Genomic DNA, 25,755 nt, shown 5'->3' with positions numbered 1-25,755 from the left:
GATTCCATCGACGTTTTTAAACAATATGTTTAAAAAATGCGAAAAAATCGACACGTTTTGCGAATGCGTCGAACGCATCAACCTATTATCAAGCTGTCACTACCGTGTCAGTTCTTGCAGCAAAGCATCGTTGATATAGTATTTTTCGCGCCCGGCCTTGTATTCACGCAATACCCCGATCCCTGCGAGCGTTTGCAGATACGTCGAAGCAGTTTGCCGTTTGGCAATATTAGCATCGACCAAGAACTGGATTTTCGTGTACGGATGACGAAAAATCACCTCGACCAAATCCTTGCTGTAAATAGTCGCTGCCTCGGCCTGCACCCGCGAGCGCACCTCTTCCATGAGCGCCAGAATCCGCTGTACCTGATCGAAGGTCTGCTGCGACGTGCTTTCCACCGCGCGCAGCATGAACAGCACCCAGCCTTCCCAATCCTGCTCCTCGGTCACTTTCTGCAAGCCGAGGTAGTAATCGCGTTTGTGGGCGATGATGTAGCGCGACAGGAACAGCACCGGAATATCCATCAGCCCCTGCTGCACCAGATACAGCAGGTTCAGGATGCGGCCAGTCCGGCCATTCCCGTCCGGGAAGGGATGGATGGCCTCGAACTGGTAATGCAGCACCGCCATCTTGATGAGCGGGTCGATGTCGTCCTCCGCATGGATGAACTGCTCCAGATTGGACAGCTTGTCGCGGATCACGGCCTCGCCAACGGGCGGGGTATACACCACCTCGCCGCGCTCGTTCTTCAGTGCCGTGCCGGGAATCGCGCGAATGCCGATGCCGGTCTGCTTGATCAACTGCGCGATCTCGATGAACAGATTGGTCGTCAGCGGCCGCTCCCTGAGCGCCGCAAAGCCATGATGCAGCGCTTGCCGGTAGCGCAGCACTTCCTTCGTATGCGGGTCCGTCTTGCCGTCGGCATCGGCATCTGCGCGATACAGCTCGTCATTGGTCGTGACGATATTCTCGATTTCGGACGACAGCCGCGCTTCCTGCAAGGTGATGCTGTTGATGAGCATGCCTTGGTTCGGAATCTGCCCCGCCAGACCGCGCAGATTGGCCAGCGCCCGGTTGGCGGCGATCGCCTGTTTCAGAATGGCCTTGCTCTCCAGCTCGGCCGCAGGCGGCAGCAGCGGCAAATCGTTGTGGGGTTGAGTGCGGTTGAAGGGCATCAGGCGGCCTCGTCGATCAAGGCTTCGGCGTCCGGCAGACGTAGCTGACCCGAGATCAAGCGAGGTAGCAACGTGTCGCGAAGGCTGCTGAGAAAACGTAGTGTTTTCGTTCCGGCCAAGATTTTTTGATACAGAGGGGCAGTGACTTCCTCAAATGCCTTTAACGGTGACTCGGGAGGATGCACTACGGCCGATTGGGCAAAGGTGCTAGTGGTAATCGTGTCAAATACCGACCCATGCGCAGCGTTGACCAAACCTATTACTTCGCGTCGAAGTTGACAGTACAGCGCAATGGGAGTGCCGGTTTTTGAGTCCAATGCGTAGCAAGTTTGATTCATTGCCATTGATTCGCCAAATAGAACCATGCGCCCCGTCGTTGCACCTCGCGCAACGACGACAGACGCAAATGCGGGAATCATCTTGGTCGAACTTTCTTCAAGGCCACGCTTCGTGATAGTGCGTTCAGTTTCAATCAGTATGGAGTCAGCAGACTGCGACACATCCTTCGCGCTAGCCCAAGGAATTTCTCCTTCCCAATATTCCGAGCGATCGGTTTTTGGAGTCCCTCCACTAAGAAGGCGGGCACCATCGAGTATTGGACCGACACGCCACCCCCTCGGGATCGATCCACGCGTAGATAGTTCGAACTCATCCGGGAACAACGCAGCCGTCTCTTCATCCATGCCTTCCGGTGCGCGGCCTTCCTGTTTGGCGCGCACCGGGTCGAAGTCCACGAACCAGGACTTGAACAGGGTTTGGACGATAGCTTCGAGGGTGGCGTTGGTATCGCGCAGGAGGGCAATGCGATCATCCAGAGCGCCGAGAAGAAGCGAAATTTCTCGCTGCGATTCAATTGGTGGAATCGACAACTCGAAATTGGGAATATCGCGACACCTTAGACTGTCGAACACAGCGCCGACATTAATAAATTTTCCGACCTGTTCCCACCATTCCGGGCCTCGAACAAGCCACCTGAGAAATTCCGGCGCGACCTTTTTACTATCCGACCTAAGGATGATCAAGTTCTGTCCGATAGCACAGTCGAAGTTCGGTGGAACAACTGCACTTAGGCCTGAATTGCAGCGTCGAACAACAATAACGTCATTCGCCTGTGGCTTCAGCTTTCGCGTCCATTCTTGGTAGTGTTCCTGTGAAATCCTACGCACCCCTTCAAGGCTAATATGGCCATCCTTAAGCTGCGGTATGGCAATGTAGGGGTAGCCGACTTCTGTAGCTGGAGGAGTACGATGGTCACAATCGATAAGGGTGACCCCCGCTTCATTGAGCGTCATTTTTTCCCACGTTGGATCAGAACTCATACCCCAGCCCTCCTAACTTCTGCCGAATCGACGCATCTAGTTCCGCCCCCTTCACCATCTGTTCGCCCAGCAGTTCGGTAAGCTTCTGCATCTTCTCGGCAAACGCTTCGTCGTCATCCTCGACCTCTTCCGCGCCGACATACCGACCGGGTGTCAGCACATGCCCATGCTCGGCGATTTCGGCCAGCGCAACGCTACGACAGAAGCCCGGCACGTCAGCATAGACGGCGTCGGTTTCGCCATCGCCGCGCCACGCATGCACGGTATCGGCGATCTTCTGGATGTCGTCGTCCGTCAGTTCCACCTGCACCCGGCTGATCGCCTTGCCGAGCTTGCGCGCATCGACGAACAGCACTTCGCCTTGCCGCGTGGTTTTCTGCTTCGCCAGGAACCACAGGCAGGCCGGAATCTGCGTATTGAAGAACAGTTGCCCCGGCAGCGCCACCATCACCTCGACCTTGTCGGCGTCCACCATCGCGCGGCGGATGTCGCCTTCACTGTTCTGGCTGGAGGACATCGAGCCGTTGGCCAGCACGATGCCGGCGCGCCCGCTCGGCTTCAGGTGGTGCAGCATGTGCTGCAACCACGCATAGTTGGCGTTGCCCTGCGGCGGCGTGCCGTACACCCAGCGCGGGTCGCCTTCCAGGCTGCCGTGCCACCAGTCGGACACGTTGAACGGCGGATTGGCCAGCACGAAGTCGGCGCGCAGGTCGGGGTGCTGGTTGCGGATGAAGGTATCGGCCGGTTCCTTGCCGAGGTTGAAATCGATGCCGCGAATCGCGAGGTTCATCGCCGCCAGCCGCCAGGTGGTGGGGTTGGATTCCTGCCCGTAGATCGAGACGTCGCCGAGCTTGCCGCCGTGCGCTTCGATGAACTTTTCCGACTGCACGAACATGCCGCCCGAACCGCAGCAGGGGTCATAGACCTTGCCGTGGTGCGGCGCGAGGATCGCGACCAGGGTTTTGACGATCGAGGCCGGCGTGTAGAACTGGCCGCCCTTCTTGCCTTCTGCGCTGGCGAACTGGCCGAGGAAGTATTCGTACACTTGCCCGAGCAAGTCGCGTGCGCTCTGGCCGCCCTCGCCAAAGCCGATGGTCGAGATCAGATCGACCAGCTCGCCGAGCTTGCCGTCGGGGAGCTGCGCCCGCGCATAGCGTTTGTCGAGGATGCCCTTCAGTTTCGGGTTCTCGCCTTCGATCAGCGCCAGCGCGTCGTCGATGCGCTTGCCGATGTCGGCCTGCTTGGCTTGCGCGCGCAGCGATTCCCACCGCGCCGCTTCCGGCACCCAGAATACGTTCGCTTCCTTGTAGTAGTCGCGGTCTTCGAGTTCGGCAGCGATTGCAGCCGCGTCTGCACCGTCCAGGTGGTAGTCGTCATCCGAGTCGGCAAAACGCGCTTGCAGTTCGTTTTGGCGCGTCTGGAAGGTATCGGAAATGTACTTGAGGAAGATGAGGCCGAGGACGATGTGCTTGTATTCGGCGGCGTCCATGTTGGCGCGCATTTTGTCGGCCGTGGCCCACAGGGTTTTTTTGATGTCGTCGATCATCGAGAGCGGTGCGGCATATTGACTGGAAAGCAGCAATCTTAGCGCATCGCTTCTCATTGCCTAAACGAAATTCATTTACGTAGGCGGCGTCGCTTTGGCATGCATATCGCGCCATTGCGGTATAGCGTTGATCATGCTCAACACATGATGATGCAGGCCATTTTCTAATAGCAAAGATGCAAGATTCCTCTACGCAATCGTACGCATGCATCAATACGGACGCTTTTTAACCAACTGAAAATGACATGACAACCATTCTGTGGATGCCGGAGGGCAATCCGAGCGTGACGAGGCTGGGACTGGTGGAAGTGAAGCCGGGACGGGAAGTGACGCTGTGGGACCACGAGGCACTGGTGGGGTGGCGGCTCCAGGAACTGATCGAACAGGAGCAGGTGACGAAACGCGGACTGGAACAGATGGTGCGGGACACCCTGATCGCGGAGGGCTGGACGGTCAGCATCAGCAGCCTGGAGTCGGCGGGGATGGACATCGTGGCGGGGATCGCGGGCAAGCTGCGGGCGGACGGCGCGCTGACCCTGGAAGGGGTGACGGTGCCGCTGGAGGACGACCCGGACCTGCGGGAACTGTTCGAGGAAATGACGCTGGAAAGCTGGCTGAACCGGGCGTCGATGCCGCCGCTGTAAGGGTCGAACGCAAGCAGATAGACCTGTTTGGATTCCAGGCGCTCCAACCATTAGACACAAAACAATTTTCCCCAAACGATCAGTCAATCTTCGCAATTCAAATTGAAAGACCTGCACCTGCCGGTTGTGCCATCAATCCAACACAAAATGGGACATGTATGCTCATACGAAGACTCTTCTTTACCGCGATTCTCGCGGCTGTTTTGCCAGCCTGCGGGAGCCACTATTCAACGCTGAAGACCGAAGGCAGCACGGGCCAGATGATTTATGCCATCCCGGAAGAACAAGCGTTTCAAATTGCTTTTTCCTCATTGGCAAATACTCTGCCCGGATACGAGATAACGGATATCGACGGTCCTGTTAAAGGGTATAGCGCGTTGTTCCGATTTTTGCTGGACACGTACACACAACAAGTAATGGTCATCCCGGCGGCCGGGAAGGATGCCAATGGCCGCCCCGTTAATGGCTATTATTTTGACGTTTCAGGCCGTGGCTCGTCGATCGTTCAAGGGGCGGCAAAGAACGCTGAATTATTTGATCGAGTTGCGACAGCGGCCAAGGCCACAGGCAAAGGAATTGCAGTCTTTGAAGTGGCAACCGTCGCTTACAGCGGGATAGCGTGGAAACAGGGACAGATAGGAGCAAGCAACTCTTACCCTGCAAGTACAACAGCAGCCAAGGAAGATGCGTTTGGGAAGATCGAACGATTGAAGGTGATGCGCGACCGCGGCGTTATAACCGATGATGAGTTCGAGCGAAAAAAAAAGGACTTGTTGGATCGACTGTAACAGTAGAAAAAGGGCACGTCGAAAATTCGACCACTATTGTTCCGGCAAGAAAAGTGAAAGCGCCGGACTGCCGCGAAAAAATTTTGACGGCCCGAATATGAAAGAGGTACGGGGCCCCTACTCCCCCGTTTCTGCCCTCCCCCCGTCATCGAAACCGCACCGTCGGACCAAACCACGCAGCCGCCAGCATTGGCCAGCCGTTCGCTCCCTGTTCCTGATGCGCCAGCCGAACCGATCCCCAGGTGGCCGAGTACTTGCGTCCAATCCGCGCCACACGCCCCATGCTACGCAACATGTTGAGGGCATCAATGGTGGCTTTGTACGGAATATCGAGGGCCGTGGCAATGTCGCGCGCCGAGCTGTATCTATCCGTGCTGTTCAGATAATTCACGATACCTTGTCGATAGGTCTGGCGAAGGCGAGTAGCAGCCATGAATGTATGACAATCAGCTTTGTCGTTGCATCATGCTGCGCTCGGCGCAGCTATTCGACGCTATACCGACCGAACGCCGCGCGCGTACGATAATGGTTGTGGGGCGGATATCGTGACTTCCCTCTTAAAACGTGAATAATTCGCATTTACGCGCATTCGCTTCTTTATCCGTCGTTCGCATATTGGTTGCGAAGGCACACACAATAAATATTCGATCTAACGATCCTGAATGGCACGTTGCTTCTAACTTGCGCTATTACTCATATTGATTATTTCATTTGTTTTTCACTTTCCTTCGCACCTTCGCACACCCTGTTACTCCCGCCGTTTTCTAACTTGGCGTGGGACTTAAAGGGAGAGAGTGCGAAGGCGCGAAGGATTGTGCGCGGACACGGATTCAAAGCGACGACGGCAAGTTGTAAGTTGCCGCCGCCATGCCAAAGAACAGAACACGCACATGTGAACCATCACGCCATCTACATTATCGCCGCCGGCGCGCATGCCCCTGCCAACAGCCTGACTACCGCAACCACATCGATGCCCTTTGAATCCATGCTACGAGTGTCGTTTCGTCGTGCCATGCTTGCACACCCGGCCGCGATTCCATCGGAATCTGCACTGGCTCGGAAATGAGGGCGCCGGCAGCACGAAGGCGACTCGCCAGATCCGCAACCAGGTCCACTCCTGCGCATTCCAATGCGCGATATGCCACATCGATCCCACGTTCCGTCAATTTCTTGTAGAACAAACTATCGAGACTCCTCAAACTCATCTTCGCGTTGTCCACCAAGATCTGCATCCGATAACCCAGCTTTTCCTCATGGTCGTTCGGTGTCAGGATTTCTCCCGGCGTTACTTCAACAATACCCAGGCGGGTGATTACCGCGTCGCCTGGCGGCAGCCAAAAAACAGAATCGATTTCGTTTTGCATTTAAACCCCTCTTCACGGATTGGATGATGCCGGCGCAGGAATCGTCCGATTGATAGGAAATTAGCCCCATGTCCATGCACACCTTCGATGGAGAACGGTGGGGCGTGCGGAAGGGCCGCCCCATACTCCAGAGCGGCATTGGAGTTCACGCCCGCAGCCAATACACCACTCCTGCATAGTCCAATGCCGGAATACCTTCGGTCTTGGAGATTAATCCTTGCTCGATCGCCGTGTCGACGACGTTATCGAACGTGCGCTTGTCCATTTTCATCGCCCGCATCAGCTTGGAACGGGGCATGCCTCCCTTTTGCAGCACACGCCTATCACTTTCCTTATCTTCAAGATTGCGCGCGCGACCAATGAACCCAACCAACTTCTTGATTTGCGCTTCAATGATCGTTTCTGAGCGTTCTACCTGTACAGATTCAATCACCTGCAAGTCGTAATGCCGCACATACTTAATCGCCCAGTCCGCCGCTTCCGCACGAATCTGATTGTCCTTTGGCGCATTCATAGCCTTCGCGACAATCATCGACAACCGCATTGCCTTTTCGCGGGTGCGCACTAGCAAATTGTCTAATCCAGTGGACTCATACCGCGGCTTCAAATGGAAGGTCAATTCTTTTTCGAATGCTTCCAGCAACGCCACAGATTCCGGGGTAAAAGCCATTGTTACCGGCGTGGCTGGCATCAGTGGATTCATTTGCGTGACCAAGTCGCCGTGCTCCGCCGCATCACTTACTAGCGACTTGCACCATACCACCGCATCCTCCGGTGGAGGAGCTGCCTTGACCATGCGTGCCATTTGCCGTGGCATCTTCGACTGCACAGTAATGACCCGACCAAGAAAACCCTCCCGAACAAGATCGTCGGTCAGCGCCTGGTAAAAGGTTGCTGGGGTTGTAGCTCCCAGCAGCGAAACTACCGGGTTATGCACAACACGATCTGACAGGTTAGCGGCTTGTTGCGGAGTCAACCCCGTCATGGAATAGTTTTGCGGCTTCATGACTCCATCACACTTGCCGAACACCTCCACCAGCTTGTCAATGGCAGCTTCGCTATTGCTCTGCCCGAGCGCGCGGGAAAATTTGAGCAGCTTTCCAACCTCATCAATAATGGCGACATGTGACGGCGTACGCATCAGCGCACTTATTACCGCACTTGAGGATGTATATCCGGCACCAGCAATTACCTTATCCAATCCGGCCGCCGACAGCAGCCTTGTTACGCATTGTTGCGGATGTTCCTTGCCTTCACCGGATAACGCCACCATCACGATAAACAAACTTGTGAAATTTCCGTGATCGGAACGATACAGCCGCCCCATCGCCGCTGCCCCCACCGCAATGGCCGCCGCGACGAACAGTTCCGGCTGGTACTTCGGCGCGGTCTGCGCCATCCAGCCGACAATGCGGCCCAGCATGCCGGGCGGTTGCAGGATGAAGTCGGGCGGCCCCTTGGCGTCCTCGACGGCGGCCTCCTGCTGCTCCACCTTCGCCAGCTGCCGTTCGCGCTCCACCAGCAACGGATCCCGGTCCGCCCTGGGTCTTGCCACCACCTGCGCGGGCGCGGGATCGGGGTCGGGCGTCATGGCCTTGCCATTGACGGTCATCGTCAACTCGTCGCCGGTCGGGATGTTCAGGGCCAGGCGCAAGGCTTCCACCGCCTGCGCGAACGTCACGTTCTGCGCATGCATCACCAGGTCGATCGCGGTCATGCCGTATTCCCCGCCGAAGTCGCGGATGCCGGAGCGGGCGATGCCGACATTCATGTTCTGCGCGTTGCGCCAAAAGGCGCGGCAGCGATAGCCGATCGCATTGGGCTTGGCTCCGGGGATGAACCTGGGCACCCATTCGTCGAGTCGATTCAGGGCTTCGGTATTGATCCTGCGGAAGAAGGCGGCGACAAAGCCGTTGCCGGTCTGGATTTCCCCGGCCGGGTCGGCCGGCATGACGGCATTGCGCAGATACTTCTTGTCATCCGTCGTCATCAGCGGTTCGACCAGCCGGTTCATCAGCTCGATGAAGTTGCCCGGCAGCTGCGGCAGGCGGTCCAGCTCGAAATTGTCGAGCGTGTCCTCGGTCAGCCAGACGTAGGTCATGCCGTCCGGGTGCAGCGTGCCCGGCATCAGGGTCTGCCGCCCCTCGGCCAGCAGGTCCATCACCGGCTGGCTGTTGACGCGCCACGACTTGTTGACCTCGCCGCGAAAACGATAGAACGCGGTATAGCCCTTCCGGCCCATCTTGCGCACCGGCGACGGCGGCAGGATGGCATGAATCTTCGCCAGGATCGCCTTGTCCTCGGTGTCGATGTCGATCGCCACCACCCCCGCCAGTGCGCCGGTCAGCAGGCCCATGCCGGCGTCCGGCCAGGCGTGCCAGAAGTCAAGTTCCAGCTCGGTCGGCAGGTGCGTGCTGTATTTCTGCCACTCGCTCATGCCGCGCCACTTGCCGCCGGCATATTCGCCGGGGCGCTTGGTGCCGGGCGCAATCGGGATCACCGGCAGGCCGTTGTCGATGTAGCGTTGCGCGTTGCGTGCAAAGGGGGAGCTGGGATTTGTTACGAGTGCATCACTAGCTTTCACTTTATTATCCTTGATAGATAAGCAAGCGGCGCAAAGTCGAATTAATGGTTGGTAGGTGAAAGCAGCAAGCTATTTGGCCTGCCTTTTCCGCAAAACGAGCCGCGCCGATTTGGCCTGTTCCATTCCTTACCTTGGAGGGAATGCGTTCGGTCGTTCGGTCGCTGGGGCGTTGGGGCGTTGGGGCGTTGGGGCGTTCGGGCGTTCGGGCGTTCGGGCGTTCGGGCGTTCGGGCGTTCGGGCGTTCGGGCGTTCGGGCGTTCGGGCGTTCGGGCGTTCGGGCGTTCGGGCGTTCGGGCGTTCGGGCGTTCGGGCGCTGGGGCGTTCGGGCGTTCGGGCGCTGGGGAGTTGGGGCGTTCGGTCGATCTGGTTCTGAGCGCACTTAAAGCTGAGTCTCTTCCATATTAACACCGGACACCTCCGGCCTTGATTGAATCCACGCATCAATGTCGGTTTCAAGCCATCCAATCGATCGTTTGCCTAGCATCTTTGGCGTTGGGAATGTCTTTGCAATCACGCCACGATAAATTGCAGAACGCGATAATCCTGTCCGTGTTGAGACCATAGGTAGGCGAAGAAATTTTGCTGCTGGCATGGTTTTGCTCCTCCTTATGAAATCTTCTGAATCGGATGGAGTAATTTTGGGACTATCGGAGCAATTCGACTCAAGGCTACGCTGAACAAGCCACCGTTTTTTGAACTCGGATCAACTTGATCGCCCCGAATGCATCAAATGGCATGTTCAGCTAGTTTTCTATTGCCCTTGCGGGCTCGTTGGCGGGCGTTTCCGCCCGCTTTCGCCCGTTACGGGCGCACCTGTGCCATCAACCGACGGCGCGCCAGGTAAATATTCGCCAACGCCAGCGCCGTGAAGGCGCGGCACGCATTCTTGGCCAAGCCGCGGTAGCGCACCTTCGCAAAGCCCCCACAGCTGCTTGACCACTGCGAACATATGCTCGACTTTCGCCCGCACCTTCGACTTGGTCCGGTTCTTCGCGCGTTTGGCTTCGTCCACCTCGCCATCCTTGCGCTTCCTTGCCCGCTCGTTGGTGAAGTCCCTCGCCTGCGGCGCACGGCTCTGGATCAGCACCTTCTGGCGCGCATAGGCATTGTCGCCATACACACGCTTCTCCCGTCCATGCAGCAACTGCGCAGCGGGTGCTTGTCGTGCACGTTCGCCGCCGTCACCACCGCACTGTGTGCCAGGCCGCTTTGACTATCCACCCCGATATGCAGCTTCATACCGAAGTACCACTGCTGGCCTTTCCTGGTCTGATGCATCTCCGGATCGCGCTCCTTGTCGGCATTCTTCGTCGAACTCGGCGCAGCGATGATCGTCGCATCGACGATCGTTCCCGTCTTGAGCGTCATGCCGCTGTCTTGCAGGATCCGGCCAAGTTGAACCAGTGCAGCAGAAAGTGAATGCGCAGCATGCGTTCCAGACCGATTGGCGGCCGGCCCGTTGCCCGCATTCGGATAATGCGGCTCGACCACTGCGCACAGCGCCGTCCACGGCACGATTCGGTCCATTGTTTCCAGGAACTGGTCGCGCCGCGTCGGCTTGCGGCATTGATCGAAGCCTTGGTCTTGCGCCATTACCAGGGCCCGCAGTTTCATCGTCGTTCGTCAGATCGGTCGTCAATGCATCCATAACGCTCGACAGCCAATCTCGTTTACTTGTTCAGCGTTGCCTTAATGAGGAATTAAGCACCAACTAGAAAGTAAAAAATGGGCGCGATTGATAAGTGACAGACGGATAGGCATGGAATGCCGCGCTGAAGGTCATCGCAATCCGCAGGATTTATAGGGCGGGATTTTTATCGACGGAGTATGCGATAACAAACAGATTCAAAAGTGTCACGGAAAGTGTCACGGATTGACCCGTAAACCAGAAAGGGGTTAGACCTTGCGATCTAACCCCTTGATTTTACTGGTGCGGCTGGCAGGAATCGAACCCACGACCCCTTGGTTCGTAGCCAAGTACTCTATCCAGCTGAGCTACAGCCGCGAAGAACAAAAGTATAGCACGGGCTCAACAAATTTTGGAAGAGGGATTTCCAGTTTATCTTTCCCCTCTTTCATGAACGCAAAAATCGCTTTGGCGCAACATCAATTCGACGTTGTTTCTTCCATCCAACAAGCACGATCAGATTCGCGGACTTGTTGCGCGCCGATTCTTTTCCAAAAAGGCTTGTGATAAAGTCGCCACAGTAGTTTCTCCATGGCTACTTTCTCCGGCGATGCTTCTTCCCGGGCGAGGTATCGCACTGGCATGACGGCAGAATTGTTCCAATCAGCCAACGTACGCAAAAAATAGAAATACAGAACGAAGAGGAAGACGGAACAACATGATGCAAGCGGAATGGCTACCCATTGTGATGCAGGGTTCATTCAGCGAGATATATGTCATTGAATGCAACACGTTGCGCTTCATGCACGCCAACCAGGCGGCGCGCAAGAATCTGCAGTACAACGCACGCGAACTGACGGAGATGACTCCGTTGTGCATCGCGCGGAATCCTGACGCCGAAGCATTGCAGGATATTCTCCAGTCAATGCGCGACGGCCGCTGTCCCAAGGCATTCCTGAACGCCACCCACGTACGCAAGGACGGCAGCACCTATCCGATCGAGTTCCGGCTGTTTTACTGTCCGTCGAAAACGACGCCGGCTTTCATTGCCATCGGCAACGACATCAGCGCGCGCCACGAATCAGCCAAGGCGCTGCATGTGAGCGAAGCGCGCTTGCGCGCGATCGTGTCCAACATGCCGGGGCTTGTCTACCAGTTCATGCTGAAAGTCGACGGCAGCGTTTCCTTCCCCTATCTCAGCGAAGGCTGCCAGGCCTTGCTCGGCGTTCCGGCGGCAAGGCTGCGCGCCGATTCGTCGCTTTTTCTCAATCTGATCCTGCCCGAGGACCGCCAGTCCTACCTCGAATCCATGATCGCCTCCGCCGATACCCTGAAGGCATGGAACTGGGAGGGACGCATCTGGATCGAGAAGTGGAAAGACATCAAGTGGATCAATCTGCGCTCCACGCCGCGCGCGGTGCTGTGGGAAGGCGTGCGGTGGGAAGGCATCATGACCAACATCACCGACAGCAAGCGGGAAGAAGCAGAACTCAAACGCTCCCGCGCGCAACTGGCGGAGCTGTCGGCGCACGTCGAAACGGCGAAGGAAAAGGAGCGCATGCGCGTCGCGCGCGAAATCCATGACGACCTTGGCGGCAATCTGACCGCGATCAAGATGGCGCTGGCGCTCTTGACGCGGCGCCTGCCGCAGGAGGAAGGCGCGCTCGTGGAAAAAGCCGGCTATGTGGATGCGCTGGTGGATCGCACGATCGAGGCGATCCACCGCATTTCGGTCGATCTGCGGCCGAGCATTCTCGATTTCGGCATCATGGCCGCCATCGAGTGGCAAGCCAGGGAATTCGAAAAGCACGTCGGAATACCGTGTGTCGTTTCGTCGAACAAGAAGGAGATCGACCTGCATCCGGACCAGGCCACCGCCCTCTTCCGCATATTTCAGGAATCCCTGACCAACATCGGCAAGCACGCCGGCGCCACCAAGGTGATTGTGCGCCTGGTGCGGACCAACCGGCACGTGCGTCTGGAGATTGTCGACAACGGCAAGGGCATTGCCACGACCGACCGCCTCAAGCCGAAATCCTTCGGCATTCGCGGCATGGTCGAGCGGGCAAATGCGCTCGGCGGCAATCTGACGGTCAGCAATGTGCCCGGCGGCGGCAGCGTGGTGGCGCTGCGGATTCCGCTGGCGGCGTCCGCGGTGAAATTTTGAAAGCAGTGCCATGAACGCAAAAGAAAAAATTCAAATCCTGATCGCCGACGACCATGCCATCGTGCGTGAAGGGCTGAAGCAGATTCTTGCCGATACCAGGGATATCGTGGTTGCGGGCCATGCAGACAATGGCTCGGATGCGATCAAGCTGGTGCGCAACAGCGACTGCGATGTTCTCCTGCTCGATATCTCGATGCCCGACCGCAGCGGGATCGAGGTGTTGAAGCAGATCAAGAAGGAGTCCCCACGGCTAGCCGTGTTGATGCTGTCGATGCACCGCGAAGACCAGTACGCGATCCGTTCGCTCAAGGCCGGTGCCGCCGGTTATCTGAACAAACAGAGCGCGCCGGATCAGCTCGTCGATGCGATCCGCCAAGTGGCGTCGGGGCGCAAGTACATCAGTTCCGCGCTGGCGCAGGAACTGGCCAACCAGCTCGGCGACGACCGCAACGTGCCGCCGCATGAAACCCTGTCGGACCGGGAATACCAAACGCTCATCATGATCGCCTCCGGCAAGACGGTCGGCGACATCGCGTACGAGCTGTCGCTGTCGGTGAAGACAATCAGCATGTATCGCTCGCGGCTCCTGCAGAAGATGAAACTTCGCCACAATGCGGAGTTGACGCATTACGCAATCAAGAACCAACTGGTCGAATGACGGAAGCGTCACGCGGCGCGCCCCTGTCATGAAGGTGTCATCAAGCATCGTTATGCTTTGCAACTTTGCCCGTCGTTGCATGCGAAAAGATGAAGCTTGTGGACTCTGGAAACAAGGCCGGGGCGAATCCATCCCGCGCTGACCTATTTCTCAATCGCGAGTTGTCGCAACTCGCATTCAACCGCCGCGTGCTGGCGCAGGCGGAGGACCGTGCCATTCCGCTGCTGGAGCGGCTGCGTTTCCTGTGCATCGTCAGCAGCAATCTCGACGAATTTTTCGAAATCCGCATCGCCAGTCTGCTGGCGCAGCATCGCATCGACGGAACACCGCCGAACATGCAGGCAATCGAACGCATGAGCGCCGAATGCCATGACATGGTGGAGCGCCAGTATGCCGTGCTGAATCAGGAAATCCTGCCGAGTCTGGCCGAGAACGGCATTCATCTCCTGCGGCATGAAGCGCGCAACGCGGCGCAGCGCGCATGGGTCAAGAACTACTTCGAACGCGAGGTGCGACCGATTCTGACGCCCATCGGGCTCGACCCGGCCCATCCGTTTCCACAAGTGGTCAACAAGAGCCTGAATTTCATCATCGAACTGTCCGGCAAGGACGCTTTCGGTCGCGGTACCGGCATTGCAATCATGAAAGCGCCGCGCGTTTTACCGCGGGTGATCCAGTTGCCGGCGGACATTTCAGACAACACCACGTCTTTCTGTCTGCTGTCCTCGGTGATTCACGCGCATATCGCCGACCTTTTCCCGGACCGGGAAGTCGTGGCCTATTCACAGTTCCGCGTCACCAGAAACAGCGATCTTTGGCTGGACGAAGAAGAAGTCAAGAATCTGCGGCAGGCTCTGCAAAGCGAACTCCACAGCCGCCATTTCGGCGCTGCCGTGCGGCTGGAAGTCGCGCGCAACTGCCCTGCCCATCTTGCCGATTTTTTGCTGGATCAATTTTCGGTCGACAAGCACCATCTTTACGCGGTGGACGGCCCGGTGAACATGGTGCGCCTGCTGGAGCTGATCGGCCATGTGAAACAGGTACCGCTGCACTTTCCTGCATTCACGCCTCGCATACCGCAGGCGCTTGCGGCCGACGACATTTTTGCGCATATCAAGAGACAGGATGTATTGCTGCACCATCCGTTCGAGTCGTTTCAATCGGTCGTCAATTTTGTCCGGGCCGCAGCGCATGATCCGAATGTCGTTGCGATCAAGCAAACCATCTATCGAACGGGCATGAATTCCGACCTGATGGAATCGCTGATCATCGCGGCGCGTCGGGGCAAGGAAGTGACGGTCATTGTGGAGTTGATGGCGCGCTTTGACGAGGAAGCGAACATCAACTGGGCGGAGCGGCTTGAAAGCGTGGGCGCGCAAGTGGTCTACGGCGTGGTCGGCCTGAAGACGCATGCCAAGCTGGCGCTGGTGCTGCGCCGTGAGGAAGGCAGCCTGCGCTATTACGCGCATCTCGGCACCGGCAACTATCATCCGACCACGACCAAGCACTACACGGACTTCGGCCTGCTGACGGCGAGCACGCCGATCACGACCGAGGTCAATGAGATATTCATTCATCTGACCAGCCTGACCAAGCCGAAGCGGCTGCAACACCTCTGGCTGGCGCCGTTCTCCCTGCACAAGGAATTCATCAAGGCGATCCGCAGGGAAACGGCCATCGCGCGGCAGGGCCGCCCGGGCCGCATCATCGCCAAAATGAACGCGCTGCAGGACGAATCCGTGATTCGCGCCTTGTATGCGGCCTCGGCAGCCGGCGTCAAGATCGACTTGATCGTGCGCGGCGCTTGCGCCCTGCGCCCCGGAGCGAAAAACCTGTCCGAAAACATTCGGGTGCGCTCCATCGTCGGCCGCTTTCTCGAACACACGCGCATCTATTATTTCCGCAACGATCTTGCGCATGACGTCTATCTGTCCAGCGCCGACTGGATGAACCGCAACCTGTTTCGCCGCATCGAAGTCGCGTTTCCGATCCACGACAAGGCTTTGAAGAAACGCGTGATCGACGAGGGATTGCGTCCCTATCTCAAGGACAACGTGAATGCCTGGGAGCTGGACCCGGAAGGCCGCTACCACAAGCGCAAGTCTCGAAGCAACACCCTCGCCTTCGGTGCGCAACAGCATCTGGCGCAGTCCATTGGATCAATCGCCTCCGACAAGGTCGGCGTAATGGATGACGGCGCGGTTCGCCTTGCCAGTCCTTCCTGGAGCGTCCAACAAAATGAAGTGAAGCGGTTCTGAGCAGGGTTGAGCAATGACTTCGGGCAGCCCCCTGCCCGTCTGCGTAACGGCACTGGCTTGCAAATCGGGATCACTGCGAGGCAGGCCGCGGTTCCTTGCATGCACAAACCGCTTTGAGAAGAATCATTTCTCTTTCTTGGGACGCCCCGCCTTCAGGGCCGGCAAGGCAGCCAGTACCGCCTTCAACTGTTCGATGTCCATTTGCCGGATCAGCGCAACGCCGGCTCTGAGCAGCTCGCTCTTCTTCACTTCGATGCCCGCTTTCAGGCAGTCCCGTTTCACTTCGCCAAGCAGTTTGTATTCCGCCTCTGGCATGGTGAAACTGTCGCGCACCAGTTTCGCTTTCTTGACTTTGGCGTCGCTCGTTGGGGCATCGTCATTTTTGGCCTTCGCCGATTTCTTGCCATTGGCTGCCTCATCGTCGCCGTCCGCGGCAACCGGCATGACGACAATGCCATCCCCAGCCGCCGCCTGCTCCGACGCGACTTCTGCCTTGTCTGCAGCATTTCCACTCTTTTGACCAGCGTGTTTTTTGCTGACACTACTCTTGCCCATACGACCTCCGCTCGAAAATAATAGTATAAATAATATAAACCATTTATTTTCGCTGCACAACTTCCCCGACTTCGCCGGCCGGGATGACGTCATGCGGGCGGATCGAACGATGCGCAAATGCGGACATCCCATCGCGTGGCGGAATGCGCTCAATCACGTCTGAATCGCATGGCACGCAAGCGCGCCGTGCGCACCTGCTTCATTCACCTGTCCGGACGGCGAAATTCACCCCTACCTCGTCCCAGAATCCGCGCTCCTTGCCGATCCAGTAGGAGACGGTGGGATGATCGGATATCCAGTCTTGCCTGATGTCGATTTCAATCTTGTTCTTCATCTTGAGTTGCAACTCGCTCAGGTCCACCGGGATGCGCGAATGCATGAACATGACGGCAAGACGCAGCGCCAGCACCGACTTGGCGAAGTCCGAATCGGACAGCGCCTCGTCCACTTTTCGCAGATTGCCTTTCTGCGCAAGAATGAGCGTGCTCACGAGGCGCTGGTCGCGTCCCGTGAAGCCGGGCAAGTCGGCGTTTTGCACGACATACGCGCCATGCTTGTGGTAGCCGGTGTGCGACACCGCCAGGCCGATCTCGTGCAGCAGGCCGCTCCAGTACACGTATTTCCCGTACGCATCCGTCGTCGGCTTGAGCTGCGTGAACAGGACGCCGGCAGTGTGCGCCACCTGGTTCGCGCGATTCATGTCCACATGAAAACGTTGCATGAAGTCGCGCACCGAAAGCTCGCGCCGGTCGTGCTGCGTCGCCCGCAAGTGCAAGTCCCACAGCACGCCCATGCGCAAGCCGGCTTCCACGGCGGTCATGGACTTGATGCCGAGCTCCTGCATCAGGCCCATCAGCAGCGCCAAGCCGCCGGTCAGAACTGGAACCCGTTCCGGCTTGATGCCCGCAAGGCTCACCTTGTCGACATGACCGCATGCAATCAGCCGTTGCGTGAGCGTTTCGAGGTTGGCATAGCTCAGCTTGCCGTCGCCAATCGCATTCTTCGCGATCACTTCCGAGATGGCGCGGATGGTGCCCGAGGAGCCGTACGCCCTGCTCCAGTGGCTTGCATAGAACGGCGGGCCGCCATCTTCGAAATAGGAACGTGCCGAAAGGATGGCGGCCTCGAATGCCGCGGCGTCGATCCTGCCGTCAGGGAAGAAGGATCTGGTTTGCGGCACCGTGCCGATGCTGAATGATTCCACCTGCTCGATGGCCCGGCCGCGGCCAAGAATCAACTCGGTGGAGCCGCCGCCGATATCGATGACAAGCCGGCCCTCGTGCGATGCCGGCAGCGTGCTTGCGACGCCCAGATAGATCAGGCGCCCCTCTTCTTCGCCGGACAGGACTTCGATCGGATAGCCGATCGCCTTCTCGGCGGCAGGCAGGAATGCGGCGCTGTTTTTCGCGATGCGCAACGTGTTGGTTGCGACCACGCGCACGGCGTCCAGCTGATAGGCGCTCAACACTTCCTGAAATCGCGCCAGTGATTCCAGCGCGGTTTTCATGGCCTGTTCGGTCAGATTGCCGTCGCTGTCCAGACCGGCACCGAGCCGTATCGGGTCGCGCATGCTTTTCAACACCTGGATCGCACTGCCGTCATGCGTCCCGATGTGCATGCGAAAGCTGTTGGATCCCAGATCAACGGCAGCAAACAGTGGTGCGGTCATTTGTGTGCTCCGATTTCAGGAGGTTCGGTTATTGGATGTGTCAGATCGAGAGGGATATCTTGCGCCATCATGTTCCTGATGGATTCAGTCACGGCGTCAGCAACGTTGCATTATCAACAAACACATCGCATCGAAAAAACCCGCCACCCTAAACCATCACTGTTACAGCAATATGACGGCGCGTCATTTCACGCGGAGCAGGTCCGGTGACATCGCGGCCTTGATGATGACTTCGAATGCGCCTTCCTTCACCCGGTTCGACAGCCACCAGACCGCGCCCTTTTTCATGCTCCATTCGGCGGCGGATTGCGTCATGAGCAAGGCCGCCGTCTGGCCCAACGCCGGCTGATGCCCGACCACGACAACGGTATCGTCGCTCTCATCCGCACCCGGCCACCCGCACGCATGCAGAATCCCTTGCGCATCGGCGTCAGGCGCCACTTCCTTGCACAATTCATAGGACAGGCCGAGCGCATCGGCCGTCTGCCGCGTACGGTTCGCCGGGCTGACCAGGATTCTCGCCCCCTTTGGCAGAAAGGGGGTCAGCCAGGCAGCCATTGCCGACGCTTGCCGCTTGCCCTTTCCAGTCAGGTTCCGCGCCAGATCGGGCGTGCCTGGTTCGGCTTCCGCATGACGCCACAAGATCAGGTTCATGTGATGGTTTCCATTGCAAGCATGTCGCTGGCTGCCTTTCTTCAGCGGCATCCGGCACCGGCTACGCCTGATACGGTGCCTTGATCAGTTTGAAGCGCTTCCAGCGTACGTAAAGCGAGCGCGCTTCGCTGTCCGATACGCAAGCGAGATATCCGCGCGCAAACTCGATGTCCGACGCCAGTTCCGGATGCAGTTCCTTCAGTTCAGGCAGCAGGCCTTGCGCGACGGCGGCATCGTTCAGGCGACCAAGTTCATCCTGCATGCGGGCGAGCGACTTGACATATCGTTTTACGCGCCTGGGCGGGTACAGGGATTGAAAAAACTCAGTCGCATAGCGCAATTTCTTCGCGGCAATGCGCATCCTGTGACGTTTCGCTGCGTCCGCGCCACGCAGTTTTCTGCCGCGCTTTCGCAAGCGGCGATGATCATGCTTCAACATATTGCCGGCGAACGCCTGCACCGGCGCGTCGAGCTCCTTGTGCTTCGATGCATCTATGCCGTCACGCCAGCCGGCACCGAGCAGCCAGTGCGACAGCGTCAGCATGAGCCGCGTATAGCGCGGCGACCGCAAGGCGACCGCTGCCTGTTCGCGCTTGTCGTGCGCGACGGCGGCTGCGGTGCTCTTTAGCCTATCGATCCCGGATGCCTCGTCGCTTGCGGTCACTATCGAAGTCAGGGTGAAATCCGCCAATACTTCCCAGTCGCGCACCGCACCCAGCTCTGCCGCCAGCCAGCCGAGTTCTTCCCGGATCTGCGCCGGTACCTGGATGACGCCGCCGAAAAGACGCAATGCCGAGCGCAAACGTCGCACGCCGACGCGCATCTGATGCACGCTTTCCGGGTCGTTCCCATGGAGCACGCCGATCTCGTTACCTTGAATCTGCGCGTTGCAATTGGCCGCGATGATCTGGAAGGCGTGCTCGATGCTCATGTCGCCGGACAACGCCAACGCGGCAGCCTTGACGATGGGAAGCTCTTGCGGGACGCGGAGCGCATAACCGCGCACGGCTTTATTGAGGTTGCCGATGCGCAGCGGAACCGTGTCGAGCAGCTGCAAGGCATATCGGAAGAGACGACTCGGTTCGCCGGACTTCAGCTCCAGCTCGATTTCACTGATCGGCTCGCTGACTGTCCCGCATTCGATCGTGCCGCGATCCACGGCGAATTCGATGTCGTCGCCCTCGGGCAGGCGCAAGTTCCAGACAGCCCTGGTGACGCGGGTGGCGAAAACGGGAGCAAGACGTTCCGTCAGTGCGGGCGCATCCAGCAGCTTGCCCCACTCGCTTGCCGGCCCTGCCATTTCCCGCAGTACAGCAAGGTCGAGCGCCGGACCGTTCACGTCGCTTTCCCACTCGTTGTGCTGATGCAATCCGGCTTCCACCTTGCCGCCGCCCTTGAGCGTCTGCCGCCATCCGCTGCCCGTCTTGCGCACTCGCAGCGATGCTTTTTGTCGCCTAAGATGGAAATCGGGCGTGTCGAAATAAATGCTTTCGAGTTCCTGAAGGTGCGGTTTCTCGATCGCGTATTTTTCAAGCAGAGAATGCTTGCACAACGCATCTTCGTCGGCGGGATCGAACAGCAGCTTCAACTCGATTTCGACGTGATCGCGACTTGCATCGTGGTGCACTTTCATGGATACGCCCGTGAATGGAAACAGCAGTCATTAAACACGGTACGCGAGCAAACTTCAACGCCTGCACCCTGCCTCATTCATGAAACTGCTCACATGGAATATCCAATGGGGACGCGGTGCCGATGGCCGCGTCGATCTGGGTCGTGTCGTTGCGCATGCAAAACGGTTTGCAGACATCGATGTCTTCTGCCTGCAAGAAGTTGCCAGCGGCTATCCGGAACTGCCGGGCAACAATGAACGCAACCAGTTCGACGAACTCGCGCAGCGGCTGCCGGGTTTCCACGCCATTGTAGGCATCGCCAGCGATGTGCCGGGACATCCGGTGCGCCGCGCGTTCGGCAACATGATGCTGTCGCGCTATCCGATGCTGCAGATCTTCCGGCACCTGCTGCCGTGGCCGGCCGAGCCCGGCGTGTTCAGCATGCAGCGCGTCGCGGTCGAAGCGACCCTCGACACGCCGGCGGGATATGTGCGCGTCACGACGACACACCTTGAGTACTACTCGGTCGAGCAGCGGTTTGCCCAGATCGAACGACTGCGGGAACTGCACAGGGAAGCCGCCTCGCATGCGCGCAGCGATCCGCCGCGCAATCTGTCGGACGCGCCTTTCTTCAACCCGCCGCGCGGCGGACCGGCCATTCTGACCGGCGATCTGAATTGCCTGCCGGATGCCGATGAAAGGAAACGCCTGCTCGCTCCGATCGATGCAGCAACGCCTCGTTATCACGATGCCTGGGAACGCGTGCACGGATCGGCCCCGCGTACGCCGACCGTCGGCGTGTACGACAAGATGCAGTGGCCGGGCGATCCCTTCGTCTTCGATTACATCCTGGTCAGCGAAGACCTGTGCGGGTGCGTCAAGGACGTCGTGGTCGATTCCGAAACAGATGCTTCCGATCATCAACCCATGCTGCTCGTGCTGGCATGACGCTGCCCGGAATTCGACTGAGGTTTGGTCAAGCGCATCGTCAGGAAGAATGTCAGCGCCACAATGATAGGCGTGCCATGCGCCGGAGGTGATCAACAATGTCCCCCTTTGCTGAAAACGCTGTTTCCTTGACGAATAATGCTGCGCGTGCATTCAAGCCGGCAGGCAATGCCGATCTGCCGGTTGTGCAGGAGAATGTTGTCAATCGCGAGTTGAGCCAGCTGGAATTCAACCGGCGCGTGCTTGCGCAAGCCGAGGATCCGGACACGCCATTGCTGGAGCGGCTTCGTTTTCTGTGCATCTTCAGCAGCAACATGGATGAATTCTATGAAATCCGCATTGCCGGACTGCTGGAGCAGATTCGCGGGGATGGATTCGTCGCCGATTACGATGGGCTGACCGCCGGCCAGGTGCATGCGCTGATCAGCAAGCGCGCACACGAACTGGTGGCGCATCAGTACCACGTGTTCAATGACGTGCTGACTCCCGCCCTTGCCGCGCAGGGAATCCGCTTTCTGCGGCGGCCCTCATGGACGCGGTCGCAGGCGCAGTGGATCAAGGCATACTTCTTCCGCGAACTCTTGCCCTTGCTGACGCCGATCGGATTGAGCCCGATGCATCCCTTCCCCCGGGTGCTGAACAAGACCCTGAACTTCGCGGTCGAGTTGGAAGGCAGCGATGCCTTCGACCGCAGCTCGACCGCAGCGATTGTGCAGCCGCCGCGCGCCTTGCCGCGCGTGATCCTTCTTCCGGCGGAGATTGCCGGTTGCGACTATGGCTTCGTCTTCCTGTCGTCCATTCTGCATGCCCATATGGGAGAGCTGTTTCCCGGCATGAAGGTGCGCGGCAGCTATCAGTTCCGGGTGACGCGCAACAGCGAACTGTTCATCGACGAGGAAGAAAAAAAGACATTGCGCGAAATCCTGCAGGGTGAATTGCCGCACCGGAGTTTTGGCGATGCGGTGCGGCTCGAGGTGGCCGCCAATTGCCCCGACGCGATGAAGACCTTCCTCCAGCAGCAATTCTCGCTCGCCGATGCGGATGTGTTCCCGGTGAATGGCCCCGTCAATCTGGTGCGCCTGCTGCAGGTGCCCGATAGCGTGGAGCGGGCCGATCTCAAATATCCGGTATTCCGCCCCGGCCTGCCGAACGCGCTCTTCGCGCAGCAAGACATGTTCTACGCGATTCGCGAGGGCGACATCCTGCTGCACCATCCGTACCAATCGTTTGCCCCGGTCGTGCGCTTCATCGAGCAGGCGGCGCAAGACCCCGACGTGGTGGCGATCAAGCAGACCGTGTATCGCGCCGGGCACGACTCGGCGCTGCTGCAGGCATTGATCAATGCGGCGCGCAGCGGCAAGGAGGTCACGGTCATTGTCGAATTGCTGGCGCGCTTCGACGAGGAGACCAACATCAACTGGGCGACGCAGCTGGAGGAAGTCGGCGCGCATGTGGTGTACGGCGTGTCCGGCTACAAGGTGCATGCCAAGATGGCCATGGTGATGCGGCGCGAAAACGGGCGCATCAGGCGCTATGCGCATCTGGGGACCGGCAATTACCATGCGCAGACGGCCAGGCTCTATACCGATTTCGGCCTCTTCACTTGCGACGAGAAGATGACGAGCGATGTCGCCAGCATCTTCAATCAACTGACCGGACTGGGCCACCCCGACAAGCTGGCCCATCTGTGGCAATCGCCGTTCACATTGCATCCCGCGCTGATGAAGGCGATCCGGCGTGAAACGGAACATGCCAGGGGCGGACGGAAAGCCCGCATCGTCGCCAAGGTGAATGCGCTGCTGGAAACCAGAATCATCGAGGCGCTGTACGAGGCATCGAAGGCCGGGGTCAGGATCAGGCTCATCGTGCGCGGGGCCTGCGCACTGCGTCCGGGAATTCCCGGACTGTCCGAGAATATCGAGGTGCGCTCCATCATCGGCCGCTTCCTGGAGCATACGCGGGTGTTCTATTTTCACAACAACAAGGCGAAGGATGTGTACCTCTCCAGCGCCGACTGGATGCATCGCAATTTCTTCCGCCGGGTGGAAATCTGCTTTCCCGTGCTCGATCCGCAGATCAAAAAGCGCATCATCGCCGAGGGGCTGAAGCCCTATTTGAAGGACAACATCGGCGCCTGGGAGATGACGCCGGATGGCTATTACCACCGCAGACACGGCCATCAGCATGCGTACTCCGCCCAGAACGCGCTGCTTGACATGCTTTCCTGACAAGCGAAATTCGACGAGATGCCGGTGAGCCCCCTGTTGCACCCGTTGCGACGGCAGCCGGCGGGTGTCGTATGCCCACGCATGCCCGCACAGGCTGGCCCCCTAAAACCCCGAAGTAGCGACGCTTTCTGCTGCTAATCCCTCGGTTGGCGGCGCAGCCGAAGCCTTATCATGGCCGGCAACATGCCCGATTCACGGGCCGCACATCACAGGCCGCAAACGCCCGCCATGCAAGAAAAACCGACAAGACCAGGATCGTCAGACTCCGCCGCGCAGCAAAGTCCCGCCGACATTGCGCGCGAAGCGTTTCGCCGTCTTGCCGTTCGCCGCATCGCGCCGACGCCCGAAGCGTACCGGGACGTTTACGACGAGGTCGCAGGTATCCGCGAACCATCCCCGGCCGAGCGGGTATTGACCGAGTTTGCCGCCAATCTGGCCGGCGCAAGCGGCGACATCGCGGGATATGCCACGCGGATGGCCGAGAATGCGCAGACACGTGACTGGCATGGCTACGGCAGGCATTTGCAGCAACTGGCCGACAAACACCTGAAGCCTGCCCCGGCCGCCAAGGAGCAGCCGGCACGGACAAATTCAATACCGCTGGTCGATGACGTCACGCCCGCACCGGTCCAAAGAATGCCGATACCGCTGGTCGATGACATCGCGCCGGCAGAAGAGCGCGAACCGGCAAGCCTGGTCGATGCGGGCACCGCGCCCGTCATCGACGGCAACGTTGCGCGGATGCTGCGCGAGATGCTGGCGCGCACCCTCAACTTTGCCGTGACTTCGCTGCTGCAGGGTTCTCCGGAACTCACGAAGGAATCGGAATCGCTGGCCACGGACATCAACATGGCGCGTACGCGCCAGGCCTTGTCGGAAATCGAGCCGCGCCTCAAGCAGTTCTGCTTCCGGGTCGAGATGAGAAGCGGCGACATCGCCGAAGAGCGCGAACTGCTGCTGCGCCTGTTCAGGCTGCTGATCGAGAACATCGGCGAGCTGCTGGAAGACGATTCGTGGTTGAGCGGGCAGATCACCAACGTGCAGGAGGTGCTGTCGGGCCCGATCAACTACGCGACACTGATGGACGCCACGCGCAGCCTGAAGGAAGTTATCTACAAGCAAAGCATGCTCAAGCACAGCCTTGCGGAGGCGAAAACGCGCGTCAGGGACATGATGCTGACCGCGATCGACCGCCTTGGTGCGGTCGCGACTAGTACCGGCGACTATCACCGGAAGATCGAGGCGTATTCGCAGAAGATCAGCGCGGCGAAAGGCGTTCCCGAACTGAACCAGTTGCTCGAAGACATCACGCGCGACACGCGCACGGCGCATATCGAGGCGCTGCGCTCACACGACGACGTGCTGGCGGCGCGCAACGAGGTGCACGGCGCGGAGACGCGCATCCAGGAACTGGAGTCGCAACTGGTGCAAATGAGCGAGCTGGTGCGCGAAGACCAGCTGACCGGCAGCCTGAACCGACGCGGACTCGACGAAGTGCTGGAGCGCGAAATGGCGCGCGCACAGCGGCGCAATTCGTCGCTGTGCATCGCGATGCTTGACGTCGACGATTTCAAGAAACTCAACGACACATATGGCCACAGTACCGGCGACGAGGCCCTGATCCACCTCGTGCGCGTGGTCAAGGATACGCTGCGCTCCATGGATGTGATCGCGCGGTTCGGCGGCGAGGAATTCATGATCGTGCTGCCCGACACGTCGCTGGAGGCAGCCTCGCAGACGGTGACGCGCGTGCAGCGCGAGCTGACCAAGCGCATCTTCATGCACAACCACGAGCGGCTGCTGATCACCTTCAGCGCCGGCGCGGCAATGTACCGGAGCGGGGAAGAACAGGTGGAATTGATCAAGCGCGCGGACGAGGCGCTGTACAAGGCCAAGAAGGCCGGCAAGAACCGCGTCGTCAATGCGGACTGAGCGGCGTGCCGCAAGAACCGAAAGA

19 protein-coding genes, 1 tRNA gene and 1 pseudogene are annotated in these 25,755 nt (G+C 58.8%); 8 read left to right on the top strand and 13 right to left on the bottom strand.

Annotated features, from left to right (window positions below):
- Positions 1–99 precede the first annotated feature (99 nt).
- From D3870_RS08180 to D3870_RS08170, 3 genes are read right to left on the bottom strand one after another with little or no spacing between them, the layout of a single operon-like run.
- Positions 100–1,176, bottom strand: coding sequence for a Fic family protein (locus tag D3870_RS08180; protein ID WP_119738166.1), 1,077 nt, complete (start codon positions 1,174–1,176; stop codon positions 100–102).
- A complete protein-coding gene (locus tag D3870_RS08175) occupies positions 1,176–2,495 on the bottom strand; it encodes a restriction endonuclease subunit S (protein WP_119738164.1) in 1,320 nt (439 codons plus the stop codon). Before D3870_RS08175 ends, D3870_RS08180 begins: the two co-directional genes overlap by 1 nt.
- Entirely contained in the window at positions 2,485–4,041 is a 1,557-nt protein-coding gene (locus D3870_RS08170) for a class I SAM-dependent DNA methyltransferase (RefSeq protein ID WP_119738162.1), read from the bottom strand. Before D3870_RS08170 ends, D3870_RS08175 begins: the two co-directional genes overlap by 11 nt.
- A 245-nt stretch (positions 4,042–4,286) precedes the next feature.
- Here D3870_RS08170 and D3870_RS08165 point away from each other — a divergent pair, with 245 nt between their 5' ends.
- Positions 4,287–4,685, top strand: a complete 399-nt coding sequence (locus tag D3870_RS08165; RefSeq protein ID WP_119738160.1) for a hypothetical protein — start codon at positions 4,287–4,289, stop codon at positions 4,683–4,685.
- 158 nt (positions 4,686–4,843) lie between these two features.
- Positions 4,844–5,473, top strand: a complete 630-nt coding sequence (locus tag D3870_RS08160; protein ID WP_119738158.1) for an SHOCT domain-containing protein — start codon at positions 4,844–4,846, stop codon at positions 5,471–5,473.
- A gap of 145 nt (positions 5,474–5,618) precedes the next feature.
- Here the strand turns inward: D3870_RS08160 and D3870_RS08155 are convergent, their stop codons facing one another.
- The 6 genes and pseudogenes from D3870_RS08155 to D3870_RS08125 all read right to left on the bottom strand — a co-directional run bounded on the left by D3870_RS08155 (position 5,619) and on the right by D3870_RS08125 (position 11,426).
- The gene (locus D3870_RS08155) at positions 5,619–5,906 is read right to left on the bottom strand and encodes a hypothetical protein (protein ID WP_119738156.1); all 288 of its coding nucleotides are present in this window, start codon (positions 5,904–5,906) and stop codon (positions 5,619–5,621) included.
- A 520-nt stretch (positions 5,907–6,426) separates the two neighbouring features.
- A complete protein-coding gene (locus tag D3870_RS08150; protein ID WP_119738155.1) occupies positions 6,427–6,837 on the bottom strand; it encodes a hypothetical protein in 411 nt (136 codons plus the stop codon).
- Positions 6,838–6,982: 145 nt separating this feature from the next.
- Positions 6,983–9,421 (bottom strand): bifunctional DNA primase/polymerase, encoded by a 2,439-nt coding sequence (locus D3870_RS08145; RefSeq protein WP_119738153.1) that lies wholly within the window; start codon positions 9,419–9,421, stop codon positions 6,983–6,985.
- Between the two features lie 379 nt (positions 9,422–9,800).
- On the bottom strand, positions 9,801–10,013 hold the full coding sequence (locus tag D3870_RS08135; protein WP_119738149.1) for a helix-turn-helix transcriptional regulator: 213 nt from the start codon (positions 10,011–10,013) through the stop codon (positions 9,801–9,803).
- Positions 10,014–10,222: 209 nt separating this feature from the next.
- Positions 10,223–11,035: pseudogene (locus D3870_RS23175) on the bottom strand (IS5 family transposase).
- Between the two features lie 314 nt (positions 11,036–11,349).
- A tRNA-Arg gene (locus tag D3870_RS08125) sits at positions 11,350–11,426 on the bottom strand.
- Positions 11,427–11,766: 340 nt separating this feature from the next.
- Between D3870_RS08125 and D3870_RS08120 the strand changes: the two genes are divergently transcribed.
- The 3 genes from D3870_RS08120 to ppk1 (D3870_RS08110) all read left to right on the top strand — a co-directional run bounded on the left by D3870_RS08120 (position 11,767) and on the right by ppk1 (D3870_RS08110) (position 16,131).
- Positions 11,767–13,215: a PAS domain-containing sensor histidine kinase gene (locus D3870_RS08120; protein ID WP_119738147.1), complete on the top strand. Its 1,449-nt coding sequence runs from the start codon at positions 11,767–11,769 to the stop codon at positions 13,213–13,215.
- A 10-nt stretch (positions 13,216–13,225) separates the two neighbouring features.
- Positions 13,226–13,873 (top strand): response regulator, encoded by a 648-nt coding sequence (locus D3870_RS08115; RefSeq protein ID WP_119738145.1) that lies wholly within the window; start codon positions 13,226–13,228, stop codon positions 13,871–13,873.
- A gap of 89 nt (positions 13,874–13,962) precedes the next feature.
- Entirely contained in the window at positions 13,963–16,131 is a 2,169-nt protein-coding gene (ppk1, locus tag D3870_RS08110; protein ID WP_119738143.1) for a polyphosphate kinase 1, read from the top strand.
- A 123-nt stretch (positions 16,132–16,254) separates the two neighbouring features.
- On the opposite strand, the gene D3870_RS22535 is transcribed toward ppk1 (D3870_RS08110), so the two are convergent.
- The 4 genes from D3870_RS22535 to D3870_RS08090 form a co-directional block, all read right to left on the bottom strand.
- The gene (locus tag D3870_RS22535; protein WP_199710568.1) at positions 16,255–16,839 is read right to left on the bottom strand and encodes a hypothetical protein; all 585 of its coding nucleotides are present in this window, start codon (positions 16,837–16,839) and stop codon (positions 16,255–16,257) included.
- A gap of 46 nt (positions 16,840–16,885) precedes the next feature.
- Positions 16,886–18,343, bottom strand: a complete 1,458-nt coding sequence (locus D3870_RS08100) for a Ppx/GppA phosphatase family protein (RefSeq protein WP_119741840.1) — start codon at positions 18,341–18,343, stop codon at positions 16,886–16,888.
- A 195-nt stretch (positions 18,344–18,538) separates the two neighbouring features.
- Positions 18,539–19,009 carry a SixA phosphatase family protein gene (locus D3870_RS08095; RefSeq protein ID WP_119741838.1) on the bottom strand — a complete coding sequence of 157 codons (471 nt, stop codon included), beginning with the start codon at positions 19,007–19,009 and terminating at the stop codon, positions 18,539–18,541.
- 61 nt (positions 19,010–19,070) lie between these two features.
- Entirely contained in the window at positions 19,071–20,642 is a 1,572-nt protein-coding gene (locus tag D3870_RS08090) for a CYTH and CHAD domain-containing protein (RefSeq protein ID WP_119738141.1), read from the bottom strand.
- A 79-nt stretch (positions 20,643–20,721) separates the two neighbouring features.
- Between D3870_RS08090 and D3870_RS08085 the strand changes: the two genes are divergently transcribed.
- The 3 genes from D3870_RS08085 (at position 20,722) to D3870_RS08075 (ending at position 25,730) form a co-directional block, all read left to right on the top strand.
- Positions 20,722–21,570 carry an endonuclease/exonuclease/phosphatase family protein gene (locus D3870_RS08085; RefSeq protein ID WP_119738139.1) on the top strand — a complete coding sequence of 283 codons (849 nt, stop codon included), beginning with the start codon at positions 20,722–20,724 and terminating at the stop codon, positions 21,568–21,570.
- 98 nt (positions 21,571–21,668) lie between these two features.
- The gene (gene ppk1, locus D3870_RS08080) at positions 21,669–23,798 is read left to right on the top strand and encodes a polyphosphate kinase 1 (RefSeq protein WP_119738137.1); all 2,130 of its coding nucleotides are present in this window, start codon (positions 21,669–21,671) and stop codon (positions 23,796–23,798) included.
- A gap of 228 nt (positions 23,799–24,026) precedes the next feature.
- Complete coding sequence (locus tag D3870_RS08075; RefSeq protein WP_119741836.1) at positions 24,027–25,730, top strand: GGDEF domain-containing protein; 1,704 nt, start codon at positions 24,027–24,029, stop codon at positions 25,728–25,730.
- Positions 25,731–25,755: the final 25 nt, after the last annotated feature.

This window comes from Noviherbaspirillum cavernae, assembly GCF_003590875.1.
In the GTDB taxonomy this organism is placed as follows: domain Bacteria; phylum Pseudomonadota; class Gammaproteobacteria; order Burkholderiales; family Burkholderiaceae_D; genus Noviherbaspirillum; species Noviherbaspirillum cavernae.
This window is presented reverse-complemented; position numbering and strand designations above follow the sequence as displayed.

Bases quoted from the DNA above. Each gene is read 5' to 3' on its own strand.
- D3870_RS08155 (WP_119738156.1), bottom strand. From the start codon at position 5,906: ATGGCTGCTACTCGCCTTCGCCAGACCTATCGACAAGGTATCGTGAAT.
- ppk1 (WP_119738137.1), top strand. From the start codon at position 21,669: ATGTCCCCCTTTGCTGAAAACGCTGTTTCCTTGACGAATAATGCTGCG.
- D3870_RS08160 (WP_119738158.1), top strand. From the start codon at position 4,844: ATGCTCATACGAAGACTCTTCTTTACCGCGATTCTCGCGGCTGTTTTG.
- D3870_RS08095 (WP_119741838.1), bottom strand. From the start codon at position 19,009: ATGAACCTGATCTTGTGGCGTCATGCGGAAGCCGAACCAGGCACGCCC.
- D3870_RS08120 (WP_119738147.1), top strand. From the start codon at position 11,767: ATGATGCAAGCGGAATGGCTACCCATTGTGATGCAGGGTTCATTCAGC.
- ppk1 (WP_119738143.1), top strand. From the start codon at position 13,963: ATGAAGCTTGTGGACTCTGGAAACAAGGCCGGGGCGAATCCATCCCGC.
- D3870_RS08175 (WP_119738164.1), bottom strand. From the start codon at position 2,495: ATGAGTTCTGATCCAACGTGGGAAAAAATGACGCTCAATGAAGCGGGG.
- D3870_RS08165 (WP_119738160.1), top strand. From the start codon at position 4,287: ATGACAACCATTCTGTGGATGCCGGAGGGCAATCCGAGCGTGACGAGG.
- D3870_RS08180 (WP_119738166.1), bottom strand. From the start codon at position 1,176: ATGCCCTTCAACCGCACTCAACCCCACAACGATTTGCCGCTGCTGCCG.
- D3870_RS08085 (WP_119738139.1), top strand. From the start codon at position 20,722: ATGAAACTGCTCACATGGAATATCCAATGGGGACGCGGTGCCGATGGC.
- D3870_RS08170 (WP_119738162.1), bottom strand. From the start codon at position 4,041: ATGATCGACGACATCAAAAAAACCCTGTGGGCCACGGCCGACAAAATG.
- D3870_RS08090 (WP_119738141.1), bottom strand. From the start codon at position 20,642: ATGAAAGTGCACCACGATGCAAGTCGCGATCACGTCGAAATCGAGTTG.
- D3870_RS08150 (WP_119738155.1), bottom strand. From the start codon at position 6,837: ATGCAAAACGAAATCGATTCTGTTTTTTGGCTGCCGCCAGGCGACGCG.
- D3870_RS08135 (WP_119738149.1), bottom strand. From the start codon at position 10,013: ATGCCAGCAGCAAAATTTCTTCGCCTACCTATGGTCTCAACACGGACA.
- D3870_RS08115 (WP_119738145.1), top strand. From the start codon at position 13,226: ATGAACGCAAAAGAAAAAATTCAAATCCTGATCGCCGACGACCATGCC.
- D3870_RS08075 (WP_119741836.1), top strand. From the start codon at position 24,027: ATGCAAGAAAAACCGACAAGACCAGGATCGTCAGACTCCGCCGCGCAG.